Consider the following 22,331-nt stretch of genomic DNA (forward strand, 5'->3'; position numbering starts at 1 on the left):
GTCGGTTGTCGTGAGTCCGGGCGTTGGTCCCACCGGTCTCAAGACAACCGACCGAAGTCGCTTCGGCGGCTGGCTCAGAAGGTCCAGCGCTGCGCGGCCGTGCCGGAGCAGGTGCGGATCTCCAGGCGCTGACCGTCGTGCAGGGGAGCGCCCCCGACCGCCGTCAGGCACTTGCCCGACTGCGGGTTGACGACCGCCTGGTCGCTCGACCGGTAGGTCCAGCTCTGCGCGCCGGTGCCGTTGCACTCCCAGAGCTGCACGACGGCGCCGTCTGCGGTGCCGCCCGACGCGACGTCCATGCAGCGGCCGAGCGCTGCGAGCGTCGAGCTGGACCGGGTCCAGGTCTGCGCCGTGTTGCCGGTGCAGTTGACGATCTGCAGCGGGTTGCCGTTGACCGAGTCGGCCCAGGGGACGTCCACGCACATGCCGTTGGACGCGTGCACCGGGCCGGTGCCCGCGGGGAGCGTGCCGGTGCCGCCGTCGCCCCCGCCGCCGTCGGACCCGGAGATGGGGGTGGCGGTGCCCGAGAACGGGTCGAGCTGGATGTAGGCCGCGGACGGGTTGCCGTCGTGCACCAGCGACTCCTGGGCCAGGACGTCGTCGAAGGCGAAGCCGTACGCCTTGCCGTTGGCCATCTGCTGGTGGATGAACTTGGAGTAGTAGTCGGTGACCGACGCCTCGTAGAAGCCCGAGGTGCTGGTCCCCGGCTGGGTGGTGCGGGTCAGCAGCGTGGAGCGGTGGAAGCCGGCGCACAGCGTGCGGGCGATGGCGCCGATGTCGTTGTTCGGCGCGGCCAGGTCGTTGTAGCAGCCGAAGACCGAGTCGCTCGACGGCTTGCGGAACTCGGTCACGTACGCGCCCGAGGAGTTGGTGAACCGCATGACGCCGTTCTGCACCCGGCCGGTGAAGACCGCGGCGGGGTCGTAGGAGTAGGGCGCAACGGTGAGGTTCTCGTTCGTGTACTTGGCCCACACCTGGTCCACGTACGACGACAGGATGTTCGCGTCGATCTGCCCGGTGCCGATCGCGTGGCCCGGGGCCAGCACGCGCAGCAGCGAGCCGTCCGGGGCGCGCTGCGCCAGGTTGGTCCAGCCGGGCGTCGCGGCCAGGGCGTTGACGACGTTCTGGTAGCCGTTCGGCTTGAGCATGCCCGTGCTGATCACCGTGCCGTCGGCCTTGCGCAGGCCCGTCTGGTACGGGGCGGAGAGGAAGTCGACCTGGGTGCTGTTGATCCACAGGCCGTCGTTGTTCAGGGTGAACTCGGTCCAGCTGAACAGCTTGTTGCGGTTCGGGTCGCTCGGGTTCTGCACCGCGGGCTGCACCAGGCGGCCGTCGTTGACGACCTTGAAGCTGAGCTTGCTGCCGTAGGAGAAGTACACGCGGCCCGACATCTTGGGCAGCTGGATGGTCTTGGACTGTCCGTCCGCCGGCCCGGCGATCGAGGCGTCCGGCGCGTCGACGGGAGTGCCGCCCACGGTGGGCCAGGCGTGGAACGCGCCGGCGGCGTCCGCCCAGCCGAGCTGGCCGGTGCCCGGGTCGCCCAGGACGTAGACGAAGACCTGGTCGCCGCGTCCGGAGTCGTTGGTGATGGTCAGGGGGATGGTGGCGGGGACCGCGGTCGCCGGGGTGGGTTGCGCGACGACGAGCGCGGCGGCCGCGACTGCGAGCGCGCCGAACGCGGCCAGGAGGTTGCGGGGTCGGAGTCTGGACCTTCGAGCACGTGACGGGGTTCGTGACATGGGGAGATCTCCTCGGGTATCCGGGTAGCACGCCGTTGTACTTACTGGACTGTCAGGAAATCGGATATTAGTGAGGAACCCTGCCAATGTCACGGGTCGGTCGCTGTTTTTCACCCGGGCGGGTGATTATTGCCGCCGGTCCAGGATCGCCTGGGTGGCGTTGTCGAGGTTCTGGACGAGCTTGTGGACCCCGTCGAGCAGGGCGGCGAGGCCGACCAGGAGGGCCGCGAACCCGATGATCGCGCCCGTGGCTCCGAAGGCGCCGACGCCGGCGGTCATGAGGAGGATTCCGATGATCAGCCCGGCCAGCCCCAGGGTGATGGGGCCCGCCGACTTGTTTGCCACGGTCGGGGAGTTCTGGACGCCGTTGGTCGCATCAGTCATGTCGCACATGGTCCTGGCCGGACGAGGCGGCGACGAGGGGCCTGGCGGGTGAAGTTCCGGGCTGATGGAAGTTCAGCAGGCGATGGAGGGCCGTATCCCGGCGCTATACGGCCGATCCCGGCCTGGTGAACGCTGGTCAGTAGCGGCACACCCAGGCAACGTGAAAGGCCCTCCCGCTCAGCGTTTCCGCTGGCCGGAGGGCCTTTCCGCACGGTGGGCGATACTGGGATCGAACCAGTGACCTCTTCGGTGTGAACGAAGCGCGCTACCCCTGCGCCAATCGCCCGTGCTGCCTGCCCCGTCGGAGCGTGCGTGGACGATATTAGCCTGGTTCGAGCGCGGATGCGAAATCCGAATCGCCGGAGGGTGTCAGGGGTCGGTCCGCTCCCGCATGTTGCGCTCGAAGAGGTCGCGCGCGGCGGCCGACAGCTCGCCGATCTGCAGGTCCACCCCGTCGAGCCAGACCGTCGGCTGGACGTTGCGCACGGACCCGGTCAGCAGCATCCGCGCCTCGCCGGACGAGACCCGGTCGAGCACCGAGAACGGCAGCTCGCCCTCCTTGGCCTCGCGTACGGGCAGGCCCGCCTCGGTGCCCCACTCGAGCAGCAGCTCGCGCGTGATGCCGGCCAGGCAGCCCACGCTGAGCGGGGGAGTCACCAGCTCGCCGTCGAGCTCCAGGAACACGTTCGAGCCGGTGCCCTCGCACAGGTCGCCCGCGGTGTTCGCGAAGACCGACTCGTCGGCGCCCTTGCCGATCGCGTCCGCCAGAGCGACGACGTTCTCGGCGTACGACGTCGTCTTCAGGCCCGCGACCGCGCTGTTCTCGTTGCGCGTCCAGGGTGAGCGGGCGGCGCGCCCGGTGTGCACGACGACGGCCTCGGTCGCGGCCACCACCACCGTCTGCGGCCCGTCCGAACGGCCGGAGCCCAGCGGGCCGACGCCGTCGGTCACGGTGATGCGCAGGCGCCCCGCGTCGGGCGAGGCGGCCAGCACGGCGTCGACGCCGTCCCGGACCTTGCGCAGGTCCAGGGTCGCCATGCCCATGCCGGCCGCCGACCGCTCCAGGCGCGCCAGGTGGCGCGTCAGGGCGAACGCGTGCCCGTTCAGGACGGCGCAGGTCTCGAAGACGCCGTCGCCGACCGTGATGCCGTGGTCCACCGCGCTGAGCGCGGCCTCGCCGGGCGCGACCATGCGCCCCTCTGTCCAGATGACCGTCATGCCGCCCAGTGTGTCACCGGCGCAGGGTCACGTGGGTGACCTCCGGCGTGTGCCGCACGCTGGTGGACGAGAACTCGATGGGCGGCACGCCGTCGAACACGCGGGTGCCCGAGCCGAGCGTGAACGGCACCACGTGCAGGCGCAGCTCGTCGATGTGTCCGGCGGCGAGGTACTCGTTGACCGTGGTGGCCCCGCCCGTGACGGAGATCTCGCCGTCGCCGGCCGCTTCCCGGGCCTGGGCGAGCGCGCTCTCGATGCCGTCGGTCACGAAGTAGAACGTGGTGCCCCCCTCCATCGGGATCGGCTCGCGCGGGTGGTGCGTGAGCACGAAGACCGGCCCGTGGTACGGCGGGTTGTCGCCCCACCAGCCCTTCCAGTCCAGGTCCCACGGCCCGCGGCCGGCGGTGAACATGTTGCGGCCCATGATGTAGGCCGCGGCGCCGACGATGGCGTCCGCCTCGGCCTTGTGCGCGTCGCCGTACTCGAACATCCAGGTGTGGAGGCGCTCGCCCGCGAGCGGGCCGAACGGGTGCTCCAGGCTCTGGTCGTGCCCGGCGGAGTAGCCGTCGAGCGAGACTGCCAGGTCTGCTTTCACGATTCCCATGCGTGGTCTGACGGCGGCGGCCGCCGGAACTCATCGGTGCCGGGAATCACGCCTCGCCGCGGTAGCTCCCGAAGCTCCACAGGTTGCCCTCCGGGTCGCGGACCACGCAGGACCGGCCGCCGTAGTCCTGGTCGACGGGCTCCCGGAGGCTGGATCCCCCGGCCGCGAGCGCGGCCGCGTAGGTGCCGTCGACGTCGTCCGTCACGGCGTAGGCCGAGCCCGTCCCGACCTGGTCGGGCCACTGCGGCCGGGGCCGGTGCGTGCCGAGCATGACGCCGCCGCCCTCCGGCCAGGTCAGCTCGGCGTGCTGGACGACGGCGGGGTCGGCGTCGTCCCGGTAGACGGCACGCTCGGTGAAGCCGACGGCCTTCAGCCACGTCAGGGCGGCGTCCGCGTCGCGGTAGCTGAGGGTCACCCATAGTCCGGTGCTCATGATCGTTCTCCTCGGTCGGGTGCCTCCCACGATGCCCCGGCCGGGTCGGCGACGTCTTGAACGAACGGGAGCTCCTCGCGCAGCCACGTGGACGGCGTGCACCCGCCCAGGGCGACCCACTCGCGGGTCATGTGGGCGTGGTCGGCGTACCCGGCGGCCGCCGCGACGTCGGCCAGGCCGACGCGTCCCGACCGGGCGGCGACGACGAGGGCGCGGCGCGAGCGGGCGAGCCGGGCGACCCGCCGCAGGTCCCGCGGCGTGAGTCCGCACTCGGCGCGGACCAGGTCCTGCAGGTGGCGGCGGCTCCAGCCCTGCTCGGCGGCGACCTGGTGGACCTGGCCGCCGCCCGCTATGCGGGCCAGCGCCCGCCCGACGTCGGCCCGCGGACCCGGCTCCCCGGCCCGGGCGAGCCGGTCGACCAGGACCCGCGTGACCGTCGCGCCGTCCGGGGACCCGGCGAGCAGCTCGGGGAGGTGCGCGAGGTGCGGCGCCACCTCCGGCAGGCTGGTCAGCTCACCGGCGAGCTCGCCCGCCGGCACGCCCAGCAGTGCCCGGGCGCCGCGCAGGGTGAGGGTCACGCTGATGCCGCGCTGGTATCCGTGGTGGTGGATGGCGGCGGGCCGGGTGTGCAGGCCGGACACGCACGACCAGGCCTGGCGCCGGGAACCGGCCGACCCGGCCCACGAGACGTCGATCGGTTCGCCGAGCGGCAGCTCGGACGTCAGCCCGGTGCCGGGCATGCCCCGGTGCACGCCCGGGGCTCCCATGTCGAGGTCGTACGGCACGACCGCGGTGACATAGGGAGCGAGGACCTCCGGGACCCCGGGGCCAGGGACGCGAGCCACGGATCCACGGTAGCCCGGACCTCCGACACCCGAACCTGGCACCCGCCCGTCCATTCAGGACGACGCCAGCGCCACCAGCCGCTCGGCCTTCAGCTCGGTCTCGTGCCACTCCGCCGTCGGGTCCGAGCCCCACGTGATGCCCGCGCCCGTGCCGAACCGCAGCACGCCGTCGGCCCACCAGAAGGTGCGGATGCCGACGGCGAGGGACGCCCGGCCGTCGTCGACCCAGCCCACGGCCCCGCAGTACGGGCCGCGCGGGGCGGGCTCCAGCTCGCCGATGATGCGCAGCGCGCTGGACTTCGGCGCGCCCGAGACCGAACCGGGCGGGAAGGTCCCGGCCAGCAGCCGGCGCCACAGCTCGCCGGGACGCACGACGTCGTCGGCGAGCGTGCCGCGCACGCGCGAGACCAGGTGCACCAGGCCGGGGTGCTCCTCCACGGCGAGGAGCGAGGTGACCTCGACCGTGCCCGGGCGGCAGACGGTCTGCAGGTCGTTGCGCACGAGGTCGGTGATCATCACGTTCTCGGCCCGGTCCTTGTCGGTCAGGCCGTCGGGCGTGCGGGCCGTGCCCTTGATCGGCCCGGACTCGACGACGAGCCCGTCGGGCCCGTCCGTCAGGGACAGGTACAGCTCGGGCGAGGCGCTCACCACCCACACGGGGTCCAGCCCGGTCGCGGCCGGCACGTGGACGGCGGCCGCGTGCGGCGCGGGGTTGCCGGCGGCCAGGCGCGCGGCCAGGGCCCGGGCGTCGGGCTCGGCGCCGTCGGGGGATAGGGGTGCCGACAGCACCCGGCAGATGTTGGCCTGGTAGACGTCGCCCTCGCGCACGTGCGCGCGCACCTGGCGCACGGCGTCCTCGTAGGCGGCCTGGTCCATCGAGGATGTCCACGTGTCGGACGCCGGGCCGTGCCAGTTTCCGGTGTGGTCCGAACCGGCGTCGTGCACCCGGGCGAAGCGCCAGGCGCGCGCCGGGCCCTCGAAGTCGGCGACGACGAACCAGGTGCCCTTCTCCAGCCGTTCGGGCTGTTCGCGCACGTCGATGCACTCGACCGCGTCGGTCGCGACGCGTCCGGCGAAGCTCGCCCAGCCGGTGGCGCCCGTCACTTCAGGGGCGGTCGCCGGGACGTCGCGGTGGGACGGAACCGGGGAGATCGTGCGGTTTGCGGGCAGATGGGCCGGGCTGGGTGACACGGGACAACCGTACGGGCGGCGCGTGCGATTGGACGGTTCGCCCTCCGTTCGATTAATGTTCAGAACGCCGGAACACCGGGGGAAACCCCAGGATGCCCGGCTTCGCGGATGTAGCTCAGTGGTAGAGCATCACCTTGCCAAGGTGAGGGTCGCGGGTTCAAGTCCCGTCATCCGCTCGGAAAGTCGCTCTCGTGATTCTTCGGCTGAAGAGAGCACCCGTCGGTCGAAGTCTGGCCGGGCGGTGGGTTGGCCGAGAGGCGAGGCAGCGGCCTGCAAAGCCGTATACACGGGTTCGAATCCCGTACCCACCTCGCAGCACGACGGGCGATTGGCGCAGCGGTAGCGCGCTTCCCTGACACGGAAGAGGTCACTGGTTCGATCCCAGTATCGCCCACGCGTAAGTACAGGCCCCCGGGCCGGCGGAGACGCCAACCCGGGGGCCTTTCGCATGTCTCGGTGCTGATGGACGACGTGGTGCCTGTGCCGTCCTCGGCGCCCTACTTCTCCCAGACATCGACCAGCGGGAGCCCCTGGGCCGCGCGAGCTCGGTCGACGATCTCCTGCACGACCGCAGTCTTGCGGGCGGTGTAGTCGCGTCCGTCGGTCGCGTGGTCCGCGGCCGCCCGCTTGACTTCGAGGTACCGCGCCGCGTCCTGCGGGTGCGTGAGCAGCCAGTCGCGGAAGATCCGCTGATTGCAGGTGCTCCACTGCTCGGTGGTGAAGAAATGAGCGATGTGGGTGCGTCGTGGCCCTTGTTGCTTGACCAGGACCAGATGGGACTGCGGGCCCCGAGCGATTCTCAGCCATCCGTATGTCGCGAGGCTGTCGAACCGGGCCTGGACATCGGCGAACGAGCCGACCCGGACGGCGAGGTCGATGATCGGCTTGGCCGCCATCCCCGGGAGGGCTGTGGAGCCGATGTGCTCCACGATCCAGGACGGCTCGACCTTGGTCAGTTCGGAGGCTGCGCGTTCGAATGTCGCTGGCCACCGTGCGTCATATTCCTCGAGCATCCTCGCCTTCCTGATCGCAGACGACAGTAGCGGAGACGCCAACCCGGGGGCCTTTCGCATGCCCGGCCCCGCCATGCGACTCCGCGCGGAGCGGGTTAAATTCGGCGAGGAAGTGCTGAAGCCGAACTACGTCAGGTTGAGCTGGACCGTGCCGACCGGACGGACGACGTCGAGGGCGCGCGGTCGCGCACCTCGCGGAACAAGCCGCCGGCCGGCCTCAACGCTGAGAGGTCGTCATGAACACACGTCCCACCACATCTCGCCCCGTTGCCAGGAGGCGGGTGCGTCTGGCTGTTCTCGCCATGGTCCTCGGGCTCATGGCACCGGCCACGGCCGCCCCCGCGCAGGCCGTGGACTCCGACGAGCCGACCGACGCCGAGCTCGCCGAGCTGCACGCGGCCATCGGAGAGTCCGAGGTGGAGGGCGTCGCCTGGTACACCGACAAGGCTGCCGGCGAGGTGGTCGTGATGGCCGACTCCACGGTCACGGGTGGCGAGCGCAACGACGTGCGCCGGGCGGCCGGCGACAAGATCGGCGCACTGGACCTCCAGCGGCTGGAGGGCGAGTTCAGACCGGTGCGGCAGCCGGGGTCCCCGGGAGCCACCATCCAGGGCTCCGGCACCCGGTGCAGCCTCGGCTTCAACGTCCGCCGTGGCCCCAAGCTCTACCTCATCACCGCCGGGCACTGCGGCAACGACGTGGCCTCCTGGCGGATCGGCCGGAAGAACACCCAGAAGATCGGCCCCACCGTGAAGTCCCGGTTCCCGGGCGGCGACTACGCGCTCGTCCGCTACGACTCCCGGTCGCTGGTCCGCCCCAGCGGTTTTGTACCGGGGAAAGCCTACGTGGGCCGGAAGGTGACCCGCGTGGGCTCCACGACCGGCAAGCACTCGGGAGTCGTCACCGCCGTCGGCGTGACCGTTCGGTACCCCGGCGGTGACCTGGTGCGAAACCTGATCCAGACCAACATCTGCGCCGAGCCCGGCGACTCCGGGGGCCCGTTGTCCAGTGGCAGGCACGCCCTGGGCATCACGTCCGGCTCCGCCGGCGGCAACTGCCCCGCTCCGGGGCTCTCGTTGTACCAGCCCATCAAGCCGGTGCTCGAGGCGTACGGGGTGCAGTTCTACCGGTGACGCTCGGTCCACCGCGCCAGGCCCGCGGCCTGACCCTCGTGGATGGCGCTCACCCACTCCCACCCGGGCTCGGCCGCGTCGATCCTCGGGTCCCGGGGCGCATGCCCGTCCCGCAGCGCGTGCAGGTACGCCCGGTCCAGGTCGATCCGGGCGCGCACCCGGTCCGTCCCGGCGACGGCGGACCCGTGCCCCGGCACGAGCACACCGACGTCGCCCGCGACGTCCTCCAGGGCCCGCAGCCCCGTGAGGTACTCCTCGACCGGGTCGCCCGCGTCGGTGAACTCGCCGAGCATCGGCACGAAGACGTCGGAGAGCATGTCGCCGGCGGCCAGAACACCGCTGCCCTCGACCAGCAGCGCCGCGTGGCCGGGGGAGTGGGCCGGGTGCTCGATGATCCGCACGTCCGGGCCGTCCCACGGGATCCGGGCGGTCCCGGCGGGTAGCCCCGTGACCAGGCCGAAGAGGTCCAGCGGGACGTCGTCGGCGATCTCCGGCGGCAGCCCCTCGGTGACCCGGGACCGCCAGTCCGCGGCCGACCTCAGGTCCCGCATGTCGGCCGCGCAGCGGGCCGTGCCGTAGCGCGGGGCGTCGCCGAGCGCGGTGTGCCAGAGCACGTGGTCCCAGTCGGGGTGCGTCGAGAAGCCCGCGACGACCGGCAGGCCCAGCTCGCCCAGGTCGTTCGCGAGGCAGGCCAGCTCGGCCCCCGTGATCCCGGCGTCGACGACCAGCACGCCGTCCTGGCCCCGCACGACGACGGTGTTGTTCCGGAGCAGCTCGCTCTGGTGGACCAGAACGCCCTCCGCGACCTGTGTCAGCATGGCGTCTCCCTTCGTCCGCGCGTCCGGCCTCAGCTGCCGTCCCCGGGCGGGCCGTCGAGCACGGTGGGCGCGTACTCCAGCAGCTGCAGCCGGCCGTCGAACATCCGGCTGCCGACGAGCTCCAGGGCGACGTCGGGGTAGGCGTCGAAGATGCGCTCCCGGCCGCTGGCGCCCGTGATGACCGGGAACAGGACCACCCGGAAGCTGTCCACCAGACCGGCCTCGAGCAGCGACCGGCTCAGGCTGAGGCTGCCGAGCGTGCGCAGCGGGCGCGGCGAGGTCTCCTTGAGCTCCCGCACCGCCTTCACGGCGTCGCCGCTGACCAGCTCGGTGTTGGCCCACGACAGCGGCGTCTGCAGGGTGGAGGAGAACACCACCTTGGGCATGTCGGCCATCGGGTCCTCGGGCGCCTCGGCCAGCATCCCGTGCATCAGCCGGTACGTGGTGGCGCCCATGAGGGTGGTGTGCTGGTTCTCGCCGTCCTCACCGAGGAAGGCGAGGTACTCCGGGCCTTCCAGGCCCCAGAATCCGGGCCAGCCCTCGGCGGCCGCGTAGCCGTCCAGCGAGATGATGAAGTCCACCATGAGCTTCTGCATCGGTCTCTCCTCGGTTGGTGTGTGCCCGTGGTGACCGACCGAGCGCAGGAAACTCATCGGTGGCGGACGGCGGCCCGCCGCGGCCACCCGCGAGGCCGCCGTCCGGGACGCGGCTACTGCGTCGTGTAGTGCTCGATGCTCATCACCAGGATCACGCGGTCCGCGCTGTCGGCGGGCGGCTGCTGCTCGGCGTTGCCGTACCGCTTGCCCAGGTGCACGTAGAAGTCGCCCGTCGGGTCCGGGACCACCTCGACGAGCTTTCCGCGCACCTCGATGTAGTTGAACGCGTTCTCGTCGTTGAGGATCGCGAGGCTCATCGACGGGTTGTGCTGCAGGTTGCGGTACTTGGCGCGGTAGGTGGTGTGCGTGAACCGCAGGTTCTCGCCGTCGAAGTCGAACCACATCGGGTTCACCTGGACGGTCTCGTCGGGGCGGATGGTGCCGAGGAACGCGTAGTTCGGCTTCTCGAGCAGGTGGATGAGGTGGGCGGGGATGACGTCGGAAGCACTCATGCCGCCGAACATAGCCCCTCCTGCCCCTGCCGAGGGTTATGAGGTGAAAAGACGCCTGAGCGTGAGGTTTAACCCTGTCGATCCATGACTTTGCAGGGTGAAAGGACTTCGTCAGCCCCGATTTCGTTACCAGCCGGTTACAACTGGTTCGAGCCCTTGTGGGGTGAATTGTCCGGCGGCAATACTCTCGGCCAGCGAGACGGCAGGCGACGGCGCCCCGTTCCTGCCGAGCAGGGCACGCAGCCAGCGTGCCCACAACCCAGGAGGATGTGCCATGAGGTTCACTCGCACCACGATCCGCCCCGGTTCGGCCAGCAAGGCCCGTCTCATCGCGCTCGCGGCAGGGCTCGGGCTTGCTACGTCCACGCTCGCCGGGCCGGCGGCCGTCGCCGCGCCCGACCGGCCCACCGTGGCCGAGCTCGCCACCGTGCACGCCGCTGTCGGCAAGGCCGACGTCGACGGCGTCGCCTGGTACACCGACACGGCCACCGGCAAGGTCGTCGTCACCGCCGACTCGACCGTCTCCGCGGCCGAGCTCGCCCAGGTCCGCGCGGCCGCCGGCGCCGACAAGGACGCGCTGACCGTCAAGCGCACCGCCGGTGTCTTCAAGCCGCTGCTGGGCTCCGGCGACGCGATCTACGGTTCCGGCTACCGCTGCTCGGTGGGCTTCAACGTCCGCAGCGGCAGCCAGTACTACCTGATCACCGCCGGGCACTGCGGCAACTCGGTGCCCACCTGGTACACGAACTCGGCGCAGACCACCCTGGTCGGCGCCACCGTGGGCTCCAGCTTCCCCGGCAACGACTACGCGATCGTCCGGTACGACAACACGTCGCTGAGCCACCCCGGCGGCTACACCGCCGGCAACGCCTACGTGGGCCAGCGCGTCACGCGCGACGGCTCCACGACCGGGGTGCACTCCGGCACCGTCACCGCCCTGAACGTGTCCGTCCGGTACGCGGAGGGCGTCGTGTCGGGCATGATCCAGACGAACGTCTGCGCCGAGCCCGGCGACTCCGGCGGCGCGCTGTACAGCGGGTCGACGGCGCTGGGCATCACGTCCGGCGGCAGCGGCAACTGCTCCTCGGGCGGCACCACGTTCTTCCAGCCGGTGACCGAGGCGCTCAGCGCGTACGGCGTCTCGATCTACTGACGCGCGCCCGTTCCTGACCTGCGCGGGCGGCGTCGCCGGACCATCCCGGTGGCGCCGTCCGCGTCCTGCGGCGGCCAGAACGCGCGCCCGCAGGTGGCGCGCTCATTTCGATTGGACCGGCACGCCGTTTGTGAACTACTCTTCCGGAGCGTCACCACGCCAGGACCGCAGGGTTCTGGATGGTCATAGCGCGGATGTAGCTCAGTGGTAGAGCATCACCTTGCCAAGGTGAGGGTCGCGGGTTCAAGTCCCGTCATCCGCTCGATACCCGCTTTGGTGGGGAGCACGGTGGGTTGGCCGAGAGGCGAGGCAGCGGCCTGCAAAGCCGTACACACGGGTTCGAATCCCGTACCCACCTCGGGCGATTGGCGCAGCGGTAGCGCGCTTCCCTGACACGGAAGAGGTCACTGGTTCGATCCCAGTATCGCCCACCAGCAAGGCCCCGGACCTCGGTCCGGGGCCTTTCTCGTGCCCGACGGCGGCCGACGGCGCCCGGTCAGGCTCCACTTGTCTCGGCTGCACCTCCGGCTCAGCCGACCAGCCGGTCCCGCAGCACCCGCACGTGCTCCGGCGTGAGCCCGCCGTCGGCCAGGTACGCCTCGACGCCGCCGTGCCGCGCCTCCAGGTGCTTCAGCGCCCCGAGGATCACGTGCCGGGTGGGCGGCACCAGGCGCTCGGCGGGTGGGTCGTAGCCGGGCTCGGTCGCTCGCTCGACGTACCGGGGAGCGAGCCGCTCGTTGGTGAGCTCGTAGTCGTCGGCGAGCGCGTCGACGTCGGCCCCGGCGAGGCTGAGCGCGAGCGCCACGACCAGCCCGGTGCGGTCCTTGCCGGCGGCACAGTGCACGAGGACGGGTCCCTCGGGTGCCTCCGCGACGGCCGCGACGGCGCGGGCGAACAGCTCCGGGTGCCGGTCCAGCAGGCCCTGGTACAGGGGCACCCAGGGGCCCTCCTCGGGCTCGTCCGCGCCCTGCACGGGCAGGTGCAGGTAGCCGGGCAGGTCCGCCAGGCGGCTGGGCCACTCCACCAGCTCCTCCGGACGGCGCAGGTCGATGATCCGCGACAGCCCGTAGGCCCCGGCGGCGGTGACGCCGTCGTCGGTCAGGTAGCTGGGGGACTCCGAGCGCACCAGGACGCGCTCCCGGACGGCGCCACCGCCCGTGAGCGGGAGCCCGCCCAGGTCGCGGACGTTGAGGCAGCCCGGCCAGTCGAGGTGGAGCGGTGTGTAGTGCGTCACGTCGGGGAGGCTAGCGCTCCGGGTCCTCCTCGCGCAGCGAAAACTTGCCCTTGCGCATCTCGACGGCGATCTGCTCGGCGTCCAGCAGGTCAAGGGCGGTGCCGAGCTGGGCCGAGTCGAAGGTCCCCGCCGAGCGGGCGGCGAGCAGCTCCTCGCGCTGGGCGGCGATCGTGGCCAGGCGCAGCTCGCGGTACTGGATGAAGCGCTCCTTGGTGAGCACCGCGTCCTCGTCCTGGGACTCGTGCTCCCGGAAGGTGTCCTTGCGTACGCGGGCGACCACGCCGGCGTCGTACGGCGTGCCGTCCGGGCGGTGCGGCTCGGCCAGGAAGGCGCGCGCCGCCCGCTCCTGCTCCCGCCGCAGGGCGGGCAGGTCGCCCGCCGTGTCCTGCCCGACCAGCCCGAGGCGGCGCGCCACCCACGGCAGCGTGCTGCCCTGGACCAGCAGCGTGCCGAACGCGACGCCGAACGCGACCAGGATCAGGAACGACCGACCTGGGGTGTCGGCCGGCAGCGTCTGCGCCGCGGCCAGCGTGACCACGCCGCGCATGCCCGCCCACACCAGCAGCGTGCCCTCGCGCCAGCCGAGCGGCCGGGAGAGGTCGTAGTCGATGTCGGCGGTCCGGCGCCGCAGCGTGCCCTGGATGCGTTCCAGGCGCTCCGCGGTGGAGCGGCGGCCCTTGCGCCCGCGCCCGCCCTCGGCGGGCTCGGCCGGTGGCGGGGTCGCGGCGGCCCGCTGGTCGATGCGGTCCTGGAACGCGGTGAGGGTCTCGCGCACGGCCTCGCCCCGGCGGGCCCGGCGGCCCTGGATCGCGATGAGCGGGGTCACGAACGCGGTGCGCACCAGGAGGATCGCGAGGCTCGCTACGGCCGCTACCACGGCGGCCTGCCAGACGGACCCCGTCCCGGCCTCGGCGTCCTCGATGAGGCCGAACAGCTCGATGCCCATGATCAGGAACACCGCGCCCTCGAGCAGCAGCTCCACGGTGTGCCAGTTGGACCGCTCGGCGATGCGGTCCTGCGGGCGCAGGTAGCGCGGGGAGCCGTTGCCGGTCACCAGGCCCGCCGCGACGACGGCGACCAGGCCGGACGCGCCGAGCTCCTCGGCCGGGATGTAGGCCACGAACGGGACCACGAACGACATGGCGGTGCTGAGCGCGGCGTGGCCCAGCCGGCGGCGCACCCGCAGGCCCAGCCAGCCGACGGGCACGCCGATCGCGACGGCGACCAGGGCCGCGTACGCGAAGTCGCCCACGACGCCCCACAGGCTCACCGAGGCGGCGGTCGCCGCGATCGCGGACCGCAGCAGCACCAGCGCGGAGGCGTCGTTGAGCAGGGACTCGCCCTCCAGCATCGTGACGCTGCGTGGCGAGGCCCCGAGCCGTTTCACGATCGAGGTCGCCACGGCGTCGGTGGGGCTGACGATCGCGCCCAGGGCGATGGCCGTGGCCAGGTCGATCCCGGGGATGAGCCACCGGAAGAGCAGGCCGAGCAGCACCGAGCTGATCACCACGAGCGTCACGGAGAGCCCGCCGATGGCCGTGAAGTCGCGCCGGAAGTCCATCGACGGCAGGCCGACCGCCGCCGAGTAGAGCAGCGGCGGCAGCACGCCGCCGAGGATCACCTCGGGGGGTATCTCCACCGCCGGCACCCACGGCAACAGGCTCACGCCCGCGCCCAGCACCACCAGGACCAGCGGCGCGGCGACGCCTGCCTTGGGCGCCAGCGCGGTGACGGCGATGATGAGGATGGCGGCGACGACTGCGACGATCAGGTACTCCACAGGCTGACGTTACGAGACGCGGGCGGCGTCCGCCGATTCTTTCCGCCGCGCGAGAAACCTGGTGGGACGAGGTTGCCGTGCGCGGCCCGTCCGGTGCGCGTAGGTTCAGGGTGCCGACGGGACCCCGTCGTGCGCAGGGGGCGCACCTTGTGTGCCGTGTCGAGAAGGAGTCGGACATGGGGCTTTTTGACAAGGCCAAGGAGTTCGTGACGGACCCGGACAACCTGGCGAAGGCGAAGGAGCAGCTCACCGACGAGAACGTCGACGCCGCTACCGACAAGCTCAAGGAGATCGCGCCGGACAAGGCGGACGGTGCGATCGACACGCTCGGCCAGAAGGCCAAGGACTTCGGCCAGAGCTGATCCGCCGGTCCGCCCGCGGTGCGACCGCGGGCACGGGACCGGCACTGTATCGGTACGATCGAGGGGCACCGTCCGCGCGGACGGTGCCCCTCGATCCATTTGCCTTTCGTCTCAAGGAGCACTCCTGTGTCCGACGTCGCATCGCCGCCCAGCCCCACCGACCTCGCCGGTGGCGAGTCCCCGGCTGACACCACCACGCAGGCGACGACGACCACGGCGACGACCACCGGCGTCGAGCTGTACGGCGACCGCCGCGACGTCGTCGTCGTGCGCGTGGACGGCGAGCTGTGGGACCTCGACCGCGAGATCCCGGCCGGCCACAAGGTCGAGCCGGTGACGATCGGCGAGCCCGACGGCCTGGCCGTGCTGCGGCACAGCGCCGCGCACGTGCTGGCGCAGGCCGTGCAGCAGGTCAACCCGGACGCCAAGCTGGGCATCGGCCCGCCCGTCACCGACGGCTTCTACTACGACTTCGACGTCGAGACGCCGTTCACGCCCGAGGACCTCAAGGCCCTCGACAAGACGATGGGCCGCATCATCAAGGAGGGCCAGACCTTCCGCCGCCGCGTCGTCACTGAGGACGAGGCGCGCGCCGAGCTCGCGAACGAGCCCTACAAGCTGGAGCTCATCGGCCTCAAGGGCGGCGCGGCCGACGGCGACAGCGGCGAGAACGTCGAGGTCGGCGGCGGCGAGCTGACCATCTACGACAACGTCCGGGGCGCCGGCCGCGAGAGCGAGACCGTGGTCTGGAAGGACCTGTGCCGCGGGCCGCACCTGCCGAACACCCGCCTGATCGGCAACGGCGTGCAGCTCATGCGCAACGCCGCCGCCTACTGGCGCGGCAGCGAGAAGAACCCGATGCTGCAGCGCGTCTACGGCACGGCGTGGCCCACCAAGGACGAGCTCAAGGCGTACCTGGAGCGGCTCGCGGAGGCCGAGCGCCGCGACCACCGGCGCATCGGCGCCGAGATGGACCTGTTCAGCTTCTCCGACGAGGTCGGCTCCGGCCTGCCGCTGTTCCACCCCAAGGGCGGTGTGATCAAGCGGGTCATGGAGGACTACGTCCGCCAGCGGCACATCGAGGAGGGCTTCTCCTACGTCGGCACGCCGCACATCACCAAGGACGGCCTGTTCCACACCTCGGGCCACCTGCCGTACTACGCGGACACGATGTTCCCGGAGATGGACCTCGAGGGGTCCAAGTACCGGCTCAAGGCCATGAACTGCCCGATGCACAACCTGATCTTCGCCTCGCGCGGGCGCTCCTACCGTGAGCTGCCGCTGCGCCTGTTCGAGTTCGGGTCGGTGTACCGCTACGAGAAGTCGGGCGTGGTGCAGGGCCTGACCCGCGTGCGCGGCCTGACGCAGGACGACTCGCACTCCTACGTGACGCCGGAGCAGGCGCCGGGCGAGGTCAAGCACCTGCTCGACTTCATGCTCAGCGTGCTGCGCGACTTCGGCCTGGACGACTTCTACCTGGAGCTGTCCACGCGCGACGACTCCAAGCCGGACAAGTTCGTGGGCTCCGACGAGGACTGGGCCGCCGCGACCGAGATCCTGGAGCGCGTGGGCCGCGAGACCGGCCTGGAGCTCGTGGCCGACCCGGGCGGCGCCGCGTTCTACGGCCCCAAGATCTCCGTGCAGGCCAAGGACGCCATCGGCCGCACCTGGCAGATGGGCACCGTGCAGTACGACTTCAACCAGCCCAAGGGCTTCGGTCTGGAGTACACCGCCGCGGACGGCACCCGCCAGCAGCCGGTGATGATCCACTCGGCCAAGTTCGGCTCCATCGAGCGGTTCATGGGCGTGCTCATCGAGCACTACGCCGGGCTGTTCCCGGCCTGGCTCGCACCCGTCCAGGTGCTCGCCGTGCCCGTGGCCGACGCGTTCGACGACTACCTCAAGGACGTCGTCGCCCAGCTGCGGGCCCAGGGCATCCGCGCCGAGCTCGACCTGTCCGACGACCGGTTCGGCAAGAAGATCCGCAACGCGGCCAAGGAGAAGGTCCCGTTCGTGCTCATCGCCGGTGGCGAGGACGTCGAGGCGGGCGCCGTGTCCTTCCGGTTCCGTGACGGCACGCAGGAGAACGGCGTGCCGGTCGCCGACGCCGTCGAGCGCATCGTGGCCGCGGTCCGCGACCGCGTCCAGGTCTGACGGCGGCTGACGGGCGCCAGATGAGCAGCGAGCCCACCGCCGAGTCGCCCCGCGCGTTCGGCCCGGCCGAGGACCACCTGGAGCGGCTCTGGACGCCGCACCGCATGGTCTACATCGGCGGGCAGGACAAGCCCGCCGACGGCACCACCCAGCAGTGCCCGTTCTGCCGCATCCCGCAGGGCGACGACGAGCAGGGCCTCGTCGTCGCCCGCGGGCGGGACTGCTACGTGGTGCTGAACCTGTACCCGTACAACTCGGGGCACATGATGGTGCTCCCGTACCGGCACGTCTCGGACTACACGGACCTGACCGACGCCGAGACGGTCGAGCTCGCGCAGATGACTCAGCAGGCCATGCGCGTGTCGCGTGCCGTTCACGCGCCGGCAGGCTTCAATCTTGGTATCAACCAGGGCGACGTCGCGGGGGCGGGCATCGCCGCGCACCTGCATCAGCACGTGGTGCCGCGCTGGCTGGGCGACGCGAACTTCCTGCCCGTGGTGGGCCAGACCAAGGCGTTGCCCGAGCTGCTGGCGGACACCCGCCGTCGGCTCGCAGAGGCTTGGGAGACCGCGGGGGGCTGAGAGGAGAACTGATGTTACGGGGCCTGCGCTCCTTCATGACCAGGCTGTTCACGCCCCTGGCGCGGCTGCTGCTGGCACTGCGGGTCTCACCGGACGCGGTGACCATCGCAGGCACCGTGGTCGTCACCGCGGTGGCCCTGACGCTGTTGCCCACCGGGCACACGCTCGTGGGTGGCCTCCTCATCGGCTTCTTCGTCCTGTTCGACTCGCTCGACGGCGTCATGGCGCGCCAGGCCGGACGCTCCGGCCCGTGGGGCGCGTTCCTCGACTCCACGCTGGACCGGGTGTCCGACGGCGCCGTCTTCGCCGGCATCACCCTCTGGTTCGTGCTGCACCCCGACGAGCACCACGGCCTGTGGGGCACGGCCGCCGCGCTCGCCTGCCTGGTGCTCGGCAGCGTCGTCCCGTACGCCCGGGCCCGGGCCGAGAGCGTGGGCGCGACCGCGCAGGTCGGCATCGCCGAGCGCGCCGACCGCCTCCTGGTCGCGCTCCTCCCGTTCACCTTCATGCAGGTGGGCCTGCCCGTCGTCGTGCTCGAGGTGGTGCTCACGCTCCTGGCGCTCGCGAGCCTGGTGACCGTGTTCCAGCGCATCGCCACCGTGCGGGCGCAGCTCACGCGCCAGGTCGTCGAGACCGGCACCGACCCGCACGAGGGTCCGCTGGCCGGGCAGGGCGCCTGATGGACGTCGCCAGGTTCTACACGTTCGCGTGGCGCAACGCGGTGAAGATCCCGGAGCCCGTGCTCCGGGGCCTGTTCACCGTGGTGGCCGACGTCGCCTGGCTGCGGCGCGGCAAGGGCGTGCGCCGCATGGAGAGCAACTACGCGCGGGTCCGGCCCGACCTGGACGCCGCGGCCGTCCGCCGGCTGTCCCGCGTCGGCATGCGCAGCTACATGCGCTACTTCCGCGAGGCGTTCACGCTGCAGGGCGTCACCGCCGACCAGCTCCGCGCCCGGGTGCGCCTGGAGGGCTACGACGAGCACGTGCGGCCCGTGATCGCCGACGGCGGCGCCGTCTCGCTCGCCCTGGGCCACCTCGGCAACTGGGACCTGGCCGGCGCGTACGCCTCCCAGAACCTCGCGGGCGTGCTCACCGTGGCCGAGCGGCTCAAGCCCGACGAGCTCTTCGAGCAGTTCGTGCGCTTCCGCGGCTCCCTCGGCATCGACGTGCTGGCCCTCGGCGACGGCGACGTGCTCGGCGCGCTGGTGCGCGGCGCCAAGGAGGGCGGACGGCTGATCCCGCTGCTCAGCGACCGCGACCTCACCTCGACCGGCATCGAGGTCGACCTCGCCGGGCACCGCGCCCGGGTCGCCGCCGGACCGGCCCTGCTCGGGCTGGCGGCCGGCGTCCCCGTGCACGCCGTCGGCATCACCTACGAGCGGCTGAGCGGCGCCCGCCGCCGGTCGGCCGGCACGCCGTGGGGCATCGTCATCCGGTTCCACCCGCCGCTGCCCGAGCCCGACCCCGGGCTGCCGCGCGCCGAGCAGGCGCGCGTGCTCACGCAGGGCTGGGTGGACCAGCTCGCGACGACGATCGCCGAGCACACCCACGACTGGCACATGCTGCAGCGCGTGTTCGTCGCGGACCTCGGCCCGGCGCGGCAGCGGCAGGCGCAGCGGCGCGCGGCCGAGGAACGCGAGACCCAGCGGCGCGGGGCCCAGGAGAACGGATGAGGGCCGTGCGGCGGCGGGGCCACCGCACGCTGCGTGTCGGCATCGTCTGCCCGTACTCGTTCGACGCCCCCGGCGGCGTGCAGTTCCACGTGCGCGACCTCGCCGAGGCGCTCCAGGCCGCCGGGCACGAGGTCTCGGTGCTCGCCCCGTCCAGCGACGACACCGAGCTGCCCGCCGTCGTCACCGCCGCGGGCCGCGCGGTGCCCGTGCCGTACAACGGGTCGGTCGCGCGGCTCACCTTCGGGCCGCTGACCGCCACGCGCGTGCGGCGCTGGCTGGAGGGCGGGATCGGCGGCAGCCCGTTCGACATCGTCCACCTGCACGAGCCGATGGTCCCGTCCCTCTCCATGCTCGCGCTGTGGCAGGCCACCGAGCCCGTCGTCGCCACGTTCCACACCTCGCAGGTGCGCTCGCGGGCGCTCCAGGTCGCCTACCCGCTGGTGCGGCAGTCGCTGGAGAAGATCGCGGCGCGCATCGCGGTGTCCGAGGACGCGCGCCGCACGCTCGTGGACCACCTCGGCGGCGACGCCGTCGTCATCCCGAACGGCGTGTACACGCAGGTGTTCGCGACCAGCCCCCGGCGGCCGGAGTGGACCGGCACGCCCGACGCGCCCACCATCGCGTTCCTCGGCCGGCTCGACGAGCCGCGCAAGGGGCTCGGCGTCCTGGTGCAGGCCGTCCCCACGATCCTGGACCGGCTGCCCGGCGCGCGGTTCCTGGTGGCGGGGCGCGGCAACGGCATCGTCGCGGAGACCAGGGAGACCCTGGGGGAGCTGGCCGGCTCCGTCGAGTTCCTGGGCGCGGTGTCCGACGCCGAGAAGGCGGCGCTGCTGGCGTCCGCCGACCTGTACGTGGCCCCGCAGACCGGCGGGGAGAGCTTCGGCATCGTGCTCGTGGAGGCGATGAGCGCCGGGTCCGTGGTCGTGGCCAGCGACCTGGGCGCGTTCCAGCGCGTGCTGGACGACGGCGCCGCGGGCGCACTGTTCCGCACCGGCGACCCCGGCCACCTCGCGACCACCGTGCTGGACCTGCTCGCCGACCCGCCGCGCCGGGACGCCTACCGCGCCCACGCCGCGCAGTGGGTCCAGCGGTTCGACTGGTCGGGCGTGACGGAGCAGGTCCTGGCCGTCTACGAGATGACGCTCGACGCCGACCACGCGATCGCCGGCGACGTGATGGGCCGGTTCATGGGGCTGTTCCCGCGCCGGGTCGGGGGTGACACGTGAGCTGGTCGGAGATCGCGCTGGCCGCACTCGCCGCCGTCGTCGTCGGCCTGCTGTTCGCCTGGCAGGGCGCCTCGCGGATCGACCGGCTGCACCGCAAGGTCGCGGCCTCGCGGATCGCCCTGGACGCCCAGCTCGTGCGGCGCGCCTCGGCCGCGGTGGAGCTCGCGACGTCGGGCGCGCTGGACCCGGCCAGCGCGGTGCTGGTGGCCGACGCTGCCTATGCGGCGTCCGACGCCGGAGCGGTGACCTCGCCCGCCGCCGCGCTGAAGATGGACGGGCTGGACTCCGCGCGGGAGCGGGCCGAGTCCGGGCTCACGGCGACGCTGCGCGAGGCGTTCGGCTCGCCCGAGGCGGTCCACGACCTGCGGTCGGGGCCGGGCGGTGACGTGCTGGAGGGGCTCGCCGCCGCCTGGTACCGGGTGACGCTGGCCCGGCGGTTCCACAACGAGGCCGTCGCCCAGACCCGGCGGGTGCGGCGGCTCTGGTACGTGCGCCTGTTCCACCTGGCCGGGCGGGCGCCCATGCCGCGCACCGTCGAGCTCGACGACGCGCTGCCGCACGGCCTGGAGCCGGCCGGGGGATGACCGGGTTGTCCAGATGGTGACCGTTCTGCGGTCGGCGTCAGGGACGCCGCAGGCCGGGCGATAAGATCGAGTCAGGGCGCCGACCGCGCCCGGAACGACCGGCGTCGATCCCACCGGCGAGAACTATGCGAGGTAACCGTGACTGAATCCGTGACCGGCGAGAACACCGTGGGCACGGTCGGCACCGCGCGCGTGAAGCGCGGTATGGCCGAGATGCTCAAGGGCGGCGTCATCATGGACGTCGTCACCGCCGACCAGGCGAAGATCGCCGAGGACGCGGGCGCGGTGGCCGTCATGGCGCTCGAGCGGGTGCCCGCGGACATCCGTGCCCAGGGCGGCGTGTCGCGCATGAGCGACCCCGACATGATCGACGGCATCATCGAGGCCGTCTCGATCCCCGTGATGGCGAAGGCGCGCATCGGCCACTTCGTCGAGGCGCAGGTGCTGCAGTCGCTCGGCGTCGACTACATCGACGAGTCCGAGGTGCTGACCCCCGCGGACTACACGAACCACATCGAGAAGTGGAACTTCACCGTGCCGTTCGTGTGCGGTGCGACCAACCTGGGTGAGGCGCTGCGCCGCATCACCGAGGGCGCCGCGATGATCCGTTCCAAGGGCGAGGCCGGCACCGGCGACGTCTCGAACGCGACCACGCACATGCGCCAGATCCGTCAGCAGATCCGCCGCCTCACGTCGCTGCCCGAGGACGAGCTGTACGTGGCCGCCAAGGAGCTCCAGGCGCCGTACGAGCTGGTCAAGGAGATCGCGACCACCGGCAAGCTGCCGGTCGTGCTGTTCACCGCGGGCGGCATCGCCACCCCGGCGGACGCCGCGATGATGATGCAGCTCGGCGCCGAGGGCGTCTTCGTCGGCTCGGGCATCTTCAAGTCGGGCAACCCGGCGCAGCGCGCCGAGGCCATCGTCAAGGCGACGACGTTCTTCGACGACGCCGACGTGATCGCCAAGGTCTCCCGCGGTCTGGGCGAGGCCATGGTCGGTATCAACGTCGACGAGATCCCGGAGCCGCACCGGCTGGCCGAGCGCGGCTGGTAATTCTCTGACTGACCAGGGCGGACGCCGGGGAGCGAGGGCTCCCCGG

Annotated in this window: 23 protein-coding genes and 7 tRNA genes; 16 read left to right on the forward strand and 14 right to left on the reverse strand. The window is 72.0% G+C overall.

Going from position 1 to position 22,331, the window contains the following annotated elements:
* Nucleotides 1–74: 74 nt before the first annotated feature.
* The 8 genes from ACFU5G_RS19200 to ACFU5G_RS19235 form a co-directional block, all read right to left on the reverse strand.
* Entirely contained in the window at nucleotides 75–1,739 is a 1,665-nt protein-coding gene (locus ACFU5G_RS19200; RefSeq protein WP_377248261.1) for a beta-1,3-glucanase family protein, read from the reverse strand.
* A gap of 126 nt (nucleotides 1,740–1,865) precedes the next feature.
* On the reverse strand, nucleotides 1,866–2,123 hold the full coding sequence (locus tag ACFU5G_RS19205; protein ID WP_377248264.1) for a hypothetical protein: 258 nt from the start codon (nucleotides 2,121–2,123) through the stop codon (nucleotides 1,866–1,868).
* Nucleotides 2,124–2,337: 214 nt separating this feature from the next.
* Nucleotides 2,338–2,409: transfer RNA gene (locus ACFU5G_RS19210), tRNA-Val, on the reverse strand.
* A gap of 83 nt (nucleotides 2,410–2,492) precedes the next feature.
* Nucleotides 2,493–3,341 carry an aminotransferase class IV gene (locus ACFU5G_RS19215; protein ID WP_377248267.1) on the reverse strand — a complete coding sequence of 283 codons (849 nt, stop codon included), beginning with the start codon at nucleotides 3,339–3,341 and terminating at the stop codon, nucleotides 2,493–2,495.
* Nucleotides 3,342–3,354: 13 nt separating this feature from the next.
* Nucleotides 3,355–3,945 carry a dihydrofolate reductase family protein gene (locus tag ACFU5G_RS19220; RefSeq protein WP_377248270.1) on the reverse strand — a complete coding sequence of 197 codons (591 nt, stop codon included), beginning with the start codon at nucleotides 3,943–3,945 and terminating at the stop codon, nucleotides 3,355–3,357.
* 46 nt (nucleotides 3,946–3,991) lie between these two features.
* Nucleotides 3,992–4,378 (reverse strand): VOC family protein, encoded by a 387-nt coding sequence (locus ACFU5G_RS19225; RefSeq protein WP_377248273.1) that lies wholly within the window; start codon nucleotides 4,376–4,378, stop codon nucleotides 3,992–3,994.
* Nucleotides 4,375–5,223: a helix-turn-helix domain-containing protein gene (locus tag ACFU5G_RS19230; RefSeq protein ID WP_377248276.1), complete on the reverse strand. Its 849-nt coding sequence runs from the start codon at nucleotides 5,221–5,223 to the stop codon at nucleotides 4,375–4,377. The genes ACFU5G_RS19225 and ACFU5G_RS19230 overlap by 4 nt, the downstream gene beginning before the upstream one ends.
* A 54-nt stretch (nucleotides 5,224–5,277) precedes the next feature.
* Entirely contained in the window at nucleotides 5,278–6,327 is a 1,050-nt protein-coding gene (locus tag ACFU5G_RS19235) for a chorismate-binding protein (protein WP_377248321.1), read from the reverse strand.
* 191 nt (nucleotides 6,328–6,518) lie between these two features.
* On the opposite strand from ACFU5G_RS19235, the gene ACFU5G_RS19240 reads away from it, so the two are divergent.
* From ACFU5G_RS19240 to ACFU5G_RS19250, 3 genes are all read left to right on the forward strand, one after another.
* Nucleotides 6,519–6,590 (forward strand) — tRNA-Gly (locus ACFU5G_RS19240).
* 64 nt (nucleotides 6,591–6,654) lie between these two features.
* Nucleotides 6,655–6,725 (forward strand) — tRNA-Cys (locus ACFU5G_RS19245).
* An 11-nt stretch (nucleotides 6,726–6,736) separates the two neighbouring features.
* Nucleotides 6,737–6,808, forward strand: a tRNA-Val gene (locus tag ACFU5G_RS19250).
* Between the two features lie 103 nt (nucleotides 6,809–6,911).
* On the opposite strand, the gene ACFU5G_RS19255 is transcribed toward ACFU5G_RS19250, so the two are convergent.
* Nucleotides 6,912–7,427: a GrpB family protein gene (locus tag ACFU5G_RS19255; RefSeq protein ID WP_377248279.1), complete on the reverse strand. Its 516-nt coding sequence runs from the start codon at nucleotides 7,425–7,427 to the stop codon at nucleotides 6,912–6,914.
* Nucleotides 7,428–7,708: 281 nt separating this feature from the next.
* Between ACFU5G_RS19255 and ACFU5G_RS19260 the strand changes: the two genes are divergently transcribed.
* Nucleotides 7,709–8,560: a S1 family peptidase gene (locus ACFU5G_RS19260; RefSeq protein ID WP_377248282.1), complete on the forward strand. Its 852-nt coding sequence runs from the start codon at nucleotides 7,709–7,711 to the stop codon at nucleotides 8,558–8,560.
* Here ACFU5G_RS19260 and ACFU5G_RS19265 read toward each other — a convergent pair.
* The 3 genes from ACFU5G_RS19265 to ACFU5G_RS19275 form a co-directional block, all read right to left on the reverse strand.
* Entirely contained in the window at nucleotides 8,551–9,378 is an 828-nt protein-coding gene (locus ACFU5G_RS19265) for an MBL fold metallo-hydrolase (protein WP_377248285.1), read from the reverse strand. The genes ACFU5G_RS19260 and ACFU5G_RS19265 overlap by 10 nt on opposite strands.
* A gap of 29 nt (nucleotides 9,379–9,407) precedes the next feature.
* Nucleotides 9,408–9,974, reverse strand: coding sequence for a dihydrofolate reductase family protein (locus ACFU5G_RS19270; RefSeq protein ID WP_377248288.1), 567 nt, complete (start codon nucleotides 9,972–9,974; stop codon nucleotides 9,408–9,410).
* 113 nt (nucleotides 9,975–10,087) lie between these two features.
* Nucleotides 10,088–10,486 carry a PPOX class F420-dependent oxidoreductase gene (locus tag ACFU5G_RS19275; protein ID WP_377248291.1) on the reverse strand — a complete coding sequence of 133 codons (399 nt, stop codon included), beginning with the start codon at nucleotides 10,484–10,486 and terminating at the stop codon, nucleotides 10,088–10,090.
* A gap of 274 nt (nucleotides 10,487–10,760) precedes the next feature.
* On the opposite strand from ACFU5G_RS19275, the gene ACFU5G_RS19280 reads away from it, so the two are divergent.
* From ACFU5G_RS19280 to ACFU5G_RS19295, 4 genes are all read left to right on the forward strand, one after another.
* Nucleotides 10,761–11,639 carry a S1 family peptidase gene (locus ACFU5G_RS19280; protein ID WP_377248294.1) on the forward strand — a complete coding sequence of 293 codons (879 nt, stop codon included), beginning with the start codon at nucleotides 10,761–10,763 and terminating at the stop codon, nucleotides 11,637–11,639.
* A gap of 190 nt (nucleotides 11,640–11,829) precedes the next feature.
* A tRNA-Gly gene (locus tag ACFU5G_RS19285) sits at nucleotides 11,830–11,901 on the forward strand.
* 25 nt (nucleotides 11,902–11,926) lie between these two features.
* Nucleotides 11,927–11,997: transfer RNA gene (locus tag ACFU5G_RS19290), tRNA-Cys, on the forward strand.
* Nucleotide 11,998: 1 nt separating this feature from the next.
* Nucleotides 11,999–12,073 (forward strand) — tRNA-Val (locus tag ACFU5G_RS19295).
* Between the two features lie 95 nt (nucleotides 12,074–12,168).
* Here ACFU5G_RS19295 and ACFU5G_RS19300 read toward each other — a convergent pair.
* Nucleotides 12,169–12,873: a tyrosine-protein phosphatase gene (locus tag ACFU5G_RS19300; protein WP_377248297.1), complete on the reverse strand. Its 705-nt coding sequence runs from the start codon at nucleotides 12,871–12,873 to the stop codon at nucleotides 12,169–12,171.
* 10 nt (nucleotides 12,874–12,883) lie between these two features.
* On the reverse strand, nucleotides 12,884–14,653 hold the full coding sequence (locus ACFU5G_RS19305) for a cation:proton antiporter (protein ID WP_377248300.1): 1,770 nt from the start codon (nucleotides 14,651–14,653) through the stop codon (nucleotides 12,884–12,886).
* Between the two features lie 176 nt (nucleotides 14,654–14,829).
* On the opposite strand from ACFU5G_RS19305, the gene ACFU5G_RS19310 reads away from it, so the two are divergent.
* The 8 genes from ACFU5G_RS19310 to pdxS all read left to right on the forward strand — a co-directional run bounded on the left by ACFU5G_RS19310 (nucleotide 14,830) and on the right by pdxS (nucleotide 22,285).
* Entirely contained in the window at nucleotides 14,830–15,015 is a 186-nt protein-coding gene (locus ACFU5G_RS19310; RefSeq protein ID WP_121383533.1) for a hypothetical protein, read from the forward strand.
* A 126-nt stretch (nucleotides 15,016–15,141) separates the two neighbouring features.
* Complete coding sequence (gene thrS, locus ACFU5G_RS19315; RefSeq protein WP_377248303.1) at nucleotides 15,142–17,169, forward strand: threonine--tRNA ligase; 2,028 nt, start codon at nucleotides 15,142–15,144, stop codon at nucleotides 17,167–17,169.
* 20 nt (nucleotides 17,170–17,189) lie between these two features.
* Nucleotides 17,190–17,750 (forward strand): HIT family protein, encoded by a 561-nt coding sequence (locus ACFU5G_RS19320; protein ID WP_377248306.1) that lies wholly within the window; start codon nucleotides 17,190–17,192, stop codon nucleotides 17,748–17,750.
* Nucleotides 17,751–17,761: 11 nt separating this feature from the next.
* Nucleotides 17,762–18,430, forward strand: coding sequence for a phosphatidylinositol phosphate synthase (pgsA, locus tag ACFU5G_RS19325; RefSeq protein ID WP_377248309.1), 669 nt, complete (start codon nucleotides 17,762–17,764; stop codon nucleotides 18,428–18,430).
* Nucleotides 18,430–19,422 (forward strand): phosphatidylinositol mannoside acyltransferase, encoded by a 993-nt coding sequence (locus ACFU5G_RS19330; RefSeq protein WP_377248312.1) that lies wholly within the window; start codon nucleotides 18,430–18,432, stop codon nucleotides 19,420–19,422. Before pgsA ends, ACFU5G_RS19330 begins: the two co-directional genes overlap by 1 nt.
* Before the next feature lie 29 nt (nucleotides 19,423–19,451).
* Nucleotides 19,452–20,648: a glycosyltransferase family 4 protein gene (locus ACFU5G_RS19335; protein ID WP_377248324.1), complete on the forward strand. Its 1,197-nt coding sequence runs from the start codon at nucleotides 19,452–19,454 to the stop codon at nucleotides 20,646–20,648.
* Nucleotides 20,645–21,232: a hypothetical protein gene (locus tag ACFU5G_RS19340; RefSeq protein WP_377248315.1), complete on the forward strand. Its 588-nt coding sequence runs from the start codon at nucleotides 20,645–20,647 to the stop codon at nucleotides 21,230–21,232. The genes ACFU5G_RS19335 and ACFU5G_RS19340 overlap by 4 nt, the downstream gene beginning before the upstream one ends.
* A 138-nt stretch (nucleotides 21,233–21,370) precedes the next feature.
* Nucleotides 21,371–22,285, forward strand: a complete 915-nt coding sequence (gene pdxS / locus ACFU5G_RS19345; RefSeq protein ID WP_377248318.1) for a pyridoxal 5'-phosphate synthase lyase subunit PdxS — start codon at nucleotides 21,371–21,373, stop codon at nucleotides 22,283–22,285.
* Nucleotides 22,286–22,331: the final 46 nt, after the last annotated feature.

Source organism: Promicromonospora sp. NPDC057488, assembly GCF_042802395.1.
In the GTDB taxonomy this organism is placed as follows: Bacteria; Actinomycetota; Actinomycetes; order Actinomycetales; family Cellulomonadaceae; genus Promicromonospora.